At 71.1% G+C, this 7,580-nt stretch carries 8 protein-coding genes; 4 read left to right on the forward strand and 4 right to left on the reverse strand.

Annotated features, from left to right (window positions below):
* On the forward strand, positions 1-367 hold a 367-nt coding region (locus AC32QD_RS07125; protein WP_492009796.1), incomplete at its 5' end, for a PUA domain-containing protein.
* Entirely contained in the window at positions 367-1,584 is a 1,218-nt protein-coding gene (locus AC32QD_RS07130) for a glutamate-5-semialdehyde dehydrogenase (protein ID WP_492009797.1), read from the forward strand. The genes AC32QD_RS07125 and AC32QD_RS07130, both read left to right, overlap by 1 nt.
* A 90-nt stretch (positions 1,585-1,674) precedes the next feature.
* Here AC32QD_RS07130 and mepK read toward each other — a convergent pair whose 3' ends face one another.
* Positions 1,675-2,259 (reverse strand): peptidoglycan L,D-endopeptidase MepK, encoded by a 585-nt coding sequence (gene mepK / locus AC32QD_RS07135; protein WP_492009803.1) that lies wholly within the window; start codon positions 2,257-2,259, stop codon positions 1,675-1,677.
* Positions 2,260-2,699: 440 nt separating this feature from the next.
* Between mepK and AC32QD_RS07140 the strand changes: the two genes are divergently transcribed.
* A complete protein-coding gene (locus AC32QD_RS07140; protein ID WP_492009798.1) occupies positions 2,700-4,244 on the forward strand; it encodes a L,D-transpeptidase family protein in 1,545 nt (514 codons plus the stop codon).
* Positions 4,245-4,356: 112 nt separating this feature from the next.
* Positions 4,357-5,448 (forward strand): UDP-3-O-(3-hydroxymyristoyl)glucosamine N-acyltransferase, encoded by a 1,092-nt coding sequence (gene lpxD, locus AC32QD_RS07145; RefSeq protein ID WP_492009799.1) that lies wholly within the window; start codon positions 4,357-4,359, stop codon positions 5,446-5,448.
* 118 nt (positions 5,449-5,566) lie between these two features.
* Here lpxD and AC32QD_RS07150 read toward each other — a convergent pair whose 3' ends face one another.
* The 3 genes from AC32QD_RS07150 to AC32QD_RS07160 form a co-directional block, all read right to left on the reverse strand.
* Positions 5,567-5,992, reverse strand: a complete 426-nt coding sequence (locus AC32QD_RS07150; RefSeq protein WP_492009800.1) for an invasion associated locus B family protein — start codon at positions 5,990-5,992, stop codon at positions 5,567-5,569.
* A gap of 558 nt (positions 5,993-6,550) precedes the next feature.
* Complete coding sequence (locus AC32QD_RS07155) at positions 6,551-7,222, reverse strand: fumarate hydratase C-terminal domain-containing protein (protein WP_492009801.1); 672 nt, start codon at positions 7,220-7,222, stop codon at positions 6,551-6,553.
* Positions 7,189-7,580, reverse strand: a 392-nt coding sequence (locus AC32QD_RS07160; protein ID WP_492009802.1) for a fumarate hydratase, incomplete at its 5' end; no start/stop codon positions are given. The genes AC32QD_RS07160 and AC32QD_RS07155, both read right to left, overlap by 34 nt.

Here is a 7,580-nt window from a genome sequence, read left to right on the forward strand (position 1 = left end):
CGATGGTTGCCTAGCGACCTGGTTCCTGCCCAAGGCGACCCCGACCGCGGCACGCAAGCAGTGGATCGCCGGCATGAAACCCCTGGGGGCGCTGGTGGTCGATGCGGGCGCGGTAGCGGCGCTGAGGCGCGGCAAGTCGTTGCTGCCTGCCGGCGTGCGGCGCGTCGACGGCGCCTTCGAGCGCGGCGACCCGGTGGCGATCGTCACCGAGGCCGGCGAGGCGGTCGGTGCTGCGCTGGCGAGCTACAACGCCGCAGAGGCCCGCGCCATCGCGGGGAAGAAATCCGACCGGATACCGGCTATCCTCGGCTATCCGGGCCGCGCGGCGCTGGCGCATCGCGACGACATGGTGATCTGGGGGATGTGATGGACAGGCCGATCGACGTGACGACGATGATGCAGGGCCTCGGTGCCCGCGCCCGCGCGGCATCAGCTGCGCTCGCCACCGCGCCTGCCGCCGCCAAGACTGCCGCGATGGAGGCCGCTGCCGACGCCATCCTCGCCAGCGAGGCCGGAATCCTCGCCGCCAACGAGACCGACATGGCCTATGGCCGCGACAAGGGCCTGTCGCCGGCCATGCTCGACCGGCTGCTGCTCACGCCTGCCCGCATCGGCGCCATGGCCGAGGGGCTCGGCAGCGTCGCGGCCCAGCCCGACCCGGTGGGCGCGGTGATGGCTCAGTGGGACATGCCCTCGGGCCTGCACATCCGCCGGGTGCGCACGCCGCTGGGTGTCGTCGGCGTGATCTACGAGAGCCGGCCCAACGTCACCGCGGACGCAGGGGGGCTTTGCCTCAAGGCCGGCAACGCGGCGATCCTGCGCGGCGGCTCGGAGAGCTTTCACTCGTCGGGCGCGATCCACGCCTGCCTCGAGGCCGGGCTGCGCGCCGCCGGCCTGCCCGAGGACGCCATCCAGCGCGTGCCGACCCGCGACCGCGCGGCGGTGGCCGAGATGTTGCGCATGACGCAGTTCATCGACGTGATCGTGCCGCGCGGCGGCAAGGGCCTGGTGGGGCTGGTGCAGAAGGAGGCGCGCGTGCCGGTGTTCGCGCATCTCGAGGGCATCTGCCACGTCTATCTCGACAAGGCCGCCGATGCCGGCAAGGCGCGCCGGGTGATCCTGAACGCCAAGACCCGGCGCACCGGCATCTGCGGCGCCGCCGAGTGCCTGCTGATCGACCGGCCCGTCGCCTCCACGCTGGGCGCGGAGGCGGTGCGCGACCTGCTCGAGGCGGGGGTGCGGGTGCATGGCTGCCGGCAGACGCAGGCGCTCGACCCGCGGGTGATCCCGGCCACCGACGCGGACTGGGGCCGCGAGTATCTGGACATGGACATCGCCGTGCGCGTGGTCGAGGGCGTCGCCGGCGCGGTCGAGCACATCCGCGCGCATGGCTCGGCCCATACCGAGGCGGTGCTGACCGAGGACGACGCGGTGGCCGACTACTTCTTCGCGCGGCTCGACAGCGCCATCCTGCTGCGCAACGCCTCGACCCAGTTCGCCGACGGCGGCGAGTTCGGCATGGGTGCGGAGATCGGCATCGCCACCGGCAAGCTGCACGCCCGCGGCCCGGTGGGCGTGGAATAGCTGACCAGCTTCAAGTATCTGGTGGAGGGCGACGGCACGGTCCGGCCCTGAGACGGCCGCCGGCTGCGCGCCGCGGGGGGCCGGCGGCAGTCAGGAGCCCCAGGTGCGGACCGGGCCGCAGTCGAGATGCACGAAGTCCGAGCGGGTGTAGCGCCCGACGCCGCCGCCCTTGAGCGAGAGCCCGGCGCGGCTGATCTGCGCCACAGAGCGGCTCTTGAGCGTGACGTCGATCGCCATGCCCTTGATGTGGTAGGAGTTCTTCGCCACGCCGCTGGAGCGGCGGCGCAGCATGGCGTTGGTCTTCGGCGTGCGGTAGCCCGACACGATGGTGAACGGCTCGTCGGTCCCGAGCACGCGGTGCGTGGCGGCGAGGATGTCCAGCACGCCGGGATCCATCTTGTGAACCTTGTCCTCGCGCCAGTCGCGCAGGATGTGGTTCAGCGCCCCGAGCGCCTCGGGGATGTAGGCCCCGTCGGCCCAGTAGACGGTGTTCAGCCATTCGCCGGTGCGGTCGTTGACCATGGCGAGCTTGTGGAACTGTCCGGCGCCGCGCAGCACGGCGGGAGCCGAGAGCTTGGCCGGAACGGAAGCCATGGCCGGCGCGGCCGCCAGCACGGGAAGAGACGCCAGGCCGCCCAATAGGGCGCGCCGCGTCATCGCGTTCGGATGGATCATGCTGCTCACTGCCGCCTCAAGATCGAATGTGACTTTGGTCACTTGCGTCGGTCGCGTTATCCGAAGTTTATGCCACAAGCCGATTCTGTGGCCAAGTTGCAACTGTGCAACGGGCAACCTTCCACGGGGTTAATGCGTTTTCGCGGTCATGCAGCTGACGACAACGGATGCGGCGTTTTCCACACTTCAAGTAAAAAACTTGCTTGGAAAATTGGTGTATTCGAGACTGGAATGGACAGCGTGCTTACCTAGTCCGCTGGACGGACGCCGCAGTGTAGATTTTACGCAACAAGGGTGGTGAAATGACAACGCCTGGGCTTCGGCTGGCAGTGGCCGCCGTGCTGGCCGTGTGCATTTCGGCCGCCTTTGCGAGCGCCGATGCGCCCGCAGCCGGCGGCCGGCCGCCGGCTGCGGAGCCCGGATCGCCGCTGGCACAGGCAGTGCGCGCGCAGATTATCCGCGGCTCAGGCGCGGCCGAGCGCGCGTTCTATGCCGCGCGCGGCTACGCCCCGCTTTGGCTCGCGCAGGACGGCGCGGCCACCGGCGCCGCCGCGGCGCTGCTGGACTGGGCGGGGCGGGCCGACGCGCAGGCGCTGCCGCCCGCGCGCTATGACACGGCAGACCTTCGCAAGGCGCTTGGCGCGGCTCAGGGGCCGGCGGCGCGCGCCGGGCTCGAGCTCGGCCTGACCCGGCTCTACCTGAGCTATGCGCGCGACCTGTCCTCGGGCCTGCTCGAGCCGCGTGATGTGTCGCCGGAGCTCGACGTGACGCCGCCGCGTCCGGACCCCGCGCGCCTGCTCGCCCAGGCTGCCCGGGCCCGCGACATGCCGGCCTTCCTCGCCGGCCTGGCGCCGGCCGATCCCGCGTACCGGCGTCTGCTCGAGCTCTACGGCAGGATCCGCCGGATCGCCCGCGCGGGCGGCTGGGGGCCGCCGGTCCCGGACGGGCCGACGCTTCGGCTCGGAGACCGCAGCCCGCGGGTCGTGCAGCTGCGTGCCCGGCTGACCGCGCTGGGCGACCTGCGCAAGGTCGATCGGGTGGCGGCGGGCAACGTGATGAACGACGCGGCGCCGGCCGACCGCGACCCCGAGCGCCTCGGCGCCGCGCTCGAGGCAGCCATCCGGCGCTTCCAGGCGCGCCACGGGCTCAACACCGATGGCGCCGTCGGGCCGAACACTCTGGCCGCGCTCAACACCACGGCCCGGACCCGGGCCCGGCAGGTGGCGGTGAACCTCGAGCGCCTGCGCTGGCTCGACCGCGACATGCGCCCGCGCCACATCCTGATCAACCTCGCGGGCTTTAGCATGTCGCTGATCGAGGACGGCCAGACCCGCTTCAGCACCCACACCATCGTCGGACAGGCGAAGGATCACCAGACGCCCGAGTTCAACGACCGGCTGGATTACATCGTCGTGAACCCGAACTGGAACGTGCCGCGCTCGATCGCCACCAAGGAGATCCTGCCTGAGCTGCGCAAGGATCCGAGCTATCTCGAGCAGAACAACATGGAGCTGATCGGCGCCGACGAGCCGGCGACCATGATCGACTGGAACGCCGTGACGCCGTCGAGCTTCCACTGGCGCATCCGCCAGCTGCCGGGGCCGGACAACGCGCTGGGCGCGGTCAAGTTCCTGTTCCCCAACAGCCACTCGATCTACATGCACGACACGCCGGCGCGCCGGCTGTTTGGGTACGACCGGCGCGACTTCAGCCACGGCTGCATCCGGCTCGAGCGCCCGATCGACTTCGCGCACCTGCTGCTGTCCTATCAGTCGAACGACCCGGCTGCGCTGTTCGACCGGCTGCGCGCAAGACCGGGCGAGCACTGGGTCACGCTCGAGCGGCCGATCCCGGTCTATGTCACCTATCGCACGGCCTGGGTCGAGCCGGACGGAACCTGGCAGTTCCGGGCCGATGTCTACAAGCGCGACGAGCTGGTCGCGGCGGCACTGCACGCGGCGGGGGTGCAGCTCGTCGGCGGCTGATCGGCCGGCGGCAGGTTCCGGCCGGAAGCGGGCGCGGCGCTTGCAGGCGGCGCCGGGGCATGGAACAAGGTCGGCAGTGTCAGCCCCGAGGAGCCGACCCGGCAAGCGCCCCATGAGCCAGAGCCTCGCGAGCTACAGCATTGCCGAGATCGCCCGGGCGACCGGCCTGGCCGCGGAGGGCGATACCGAGCTTCGGGTCCGCCGGCCGGCCGCGCCGGCAGAGGCGGGGGCGGACGACCTCGCGCTCGCCATGTCGCCGCGATACGCCGACGCGCTCGAGCGGTGCGGGGCCCGCGCCGCCGTGCTGTGGCCCGGGGCGGACTGGGCCGCGCTGGGGCTTGCCGTCGCGCTGTTCGCGCCGCGGCCGCGCCTCGCGCTCGCCATGCTCGGCGAGGTCTTCGCGCCCGACCCGGGGCTGGCGCCCGGCATCCATCCCACGGCCCAAATCGACGCCGCGGCCGTGCTCGGCACCGATTGCCGGGTCGGGCCGTTCGCGGTGATCGGGCCCGGCGCCCGGATCGGCGACGGCGCCCGGATCATGGCGCATGTCACCGTCGACCGGGATGCCGCGATCGGCGAGGGGGCGCTGATCCATCCGGGCGTGCGCATCGGTGCGCGCGTGCGCATCGGCGCGCGTCTCATCGCCCAGCCGAACGCCTGCATCGGCGCCGACGGCTTCTCCTTCGTCACGTCAGAGGGGGACGGCATCGAGAGCGCCAGGAGAACCGGCCGGATCGGGCCGGAGCCGCTCAATGCGGGCTTGCGCCGGATAAACTCGCTCGGCGCCGTCCGCCTCGGCGACGATGTCGAGATCGGCGCCTGCTCCACCGTCGACCGGGGCACGGCGAGCGACACGGTGGTCGGGTCCGGCTGCAAGATCGACAATCTGGTGCAGATCGGACACAACGCCCGGATCGGCGAGGACTGCCTGATCTGCGGGCAGGCGGGCGTCGCGGGGAGCGCCGTGATCGGCGACCGGGTGGTCCTGGGCGGCAAGGCCGGGGTCAGCGATCACGTCACCGTCGGGCCGGATTCGATCCTGGCCGGCGGCTGCCTCGCGGCGCGGGACGTGCCGGCGCGCGCGATCATGATGGGAGCGCCGGCGGTGCCGCGCGAGCGCTTCCTGCGCGAGTTCCGGGCGCTGGCGCGGCTGCCGCGCATGGCCGCGTGGCTGCGCGAGCTGGGGCGGCGCGGCGGCTCCTGACGGCGAGCGGCACCGAGGGGCACTGAGGAGCACCGAGGGGCACTGAGGGGCACCGAGGGGCACTTGGCGGCGCCCCGGGGGCCGCGCGACGCCAGCGCCCGATCCGCGCCGGCCGCGATCACAGCGATCCGAATGCCTTGGTGAAGCCGTTGAGGGAAATGTCGACGGTCGTCTTCCCCTTCTGCAGCAGGCCGAAGGTCATCTGCGCGACCTTGCCGGTCTTGAGCCGGCCGAGGAAGGTCTCCGACATGGGATCCTCGACGATGCAGCCCTGCGGCACGCAGACCTTGAAAAGGCCCGAGCGCGGCTGGCTGCCATCGATCTCGACCTTCACGCCGGGCGGCAGAATCGTGCCCAGAGGCGTGAGGATGCGGATCGCGGCCGGGACCACCTGACCGTCCTTGGTCTTGACGCCATCGAGCTTGCGGATGCGCACCTCCATCACGCTCTTGCCGTCCTTGGTCTTGCCGATCTGGCGCATGACGCACAGCTCCGGCTTGGTCTGGGCGCAGACCACGTCCCAGGCGCCATAGGTCGCCTTCACGGTCTCTTTCGGCGGCTGCGGCGGGCCACCCTGCTGTGCAGCGGCGCCGACGGGCAAGGCGAGAAAACCCAGCAGGCAAGCGCCGAGGGTCAGTTTGCGAGTAGCGGTCAACTGGAAGATCCTATCTCGGTCCGGGCGGTGATTCTCGCGCGGCAGTCTTGCCAAGCGAGCACGCGAAATCAAGGCGCCGCGATGAAAGCGCCGGAGCAAGCGAAGGGGCGCCGGGTGGCGCCCCTTCTAAAGACCGATTGAACCGGCCAAGGTTGTTCTGGTTATCCCTGTCAAACCGGCCGTGCCGATAGGGGGCCTATCCTACCGCGCGGGAGAGCTGGGTCAACGGTGCTATCTCGCACTGCACAAAGGAAAAATCGGCCGCGCCGGCCGGCGCGGCCAGTCCGACAGGGAGGAGATGTGCCCAGGCGCCCGGCCAGTCGCGCCGGCCGCCGTAAGCACACGATAGGCGCCCTGGGTTAACAAAGCGTGGCAAGCCCCGGCCTGCGCCGCGATAAGGACGGTCGCGCCCTGCGCCTTGATGCCGCGGGCCGCCGGGCCAGGGTGTTACATCACCTCGTCGGAGCGGTCGTCGGTTTCCCCGTATCGATGCAGGGCAGGCGGCTTCAGCCCCTCGTAGAGCCGCTCGATGCCGCGGTTGATCACGTCGCCCTGCTGGGCGAACAGCGAGTTGCCCTCGCGATCGCTCTCGACCAGGAACGGGCCGAAGTTCGCGACCTCGAAAAGCCACATCGCCTGGGCGATTCCCAGCTCCTCGAGCCAGTGCACCGCGCGCACGCCGCGCACCCCGCGCCCGAGCAGCGCGCCGGTGCCATAGCCGACCGTCGTCAGGTAGACGGCGCCGCGCGGCGCCAGGATCGCCTTGTAGTCGTCGCGCGCCATGCCGCCCTTGCCGATGATGACCTTGGTGCCGGTCCGGTCGAGCCAGTCGGCCATGTATTTCGAGAAGCGAAACGAGGCCGTCGCGGTGACGCCGCCGATGCGGAAGGCATCCCCCTCCTGCGCCGCGGCGGGCGAGCAGTGGAAGTTGACGTTGGTGACGCCTTCGATGCCCTCGGGCAACGGCTCGCCCCTGACCAGGACGCGCTCGTAGACGCCTTCGCGCGCGGTGTAGACGACGCCGTCGAGGAAGACCACGTCGCCCAGCTTCAGCCGGCCCAGATCGGCGTCGGTCGCCGGCAGGGTCAGGCTGACCTTGCGGAGCTTTCCGGTGTCCATGACACGCCCTCCCGGCGCATGTAGGGGGTGAACCACTTGGGATCGGTGCGGTGCTCGATGCGCCCGTCTGCGTGAATGCGCGCGGTGGCGCGGCGCGACGACAGGCAGAAGGTATGCACCGAGATCGGCATGCCGCCGGTGTGCGTGTAGCCGACCTCGACATGCACGTCGACGCACATGGACGAGCCGATGAAGCCCATCGCCCCCATGCCGATCGAGTTGCCGAGCTCCCTGAGCTCGAGCTCCAGGGCGGCGACACCCGGGTCCGGGTTGCGGTCGCCGACCGTGCGCAGGCAGGCCGCCTGCTTGCCCAGCACCATGCAGATGTCCTTGGAGCCCCCCAGCCCGACGCCGACGA

Source organism: Thermohalobaculum sp. (assembly GCF_058622915.1).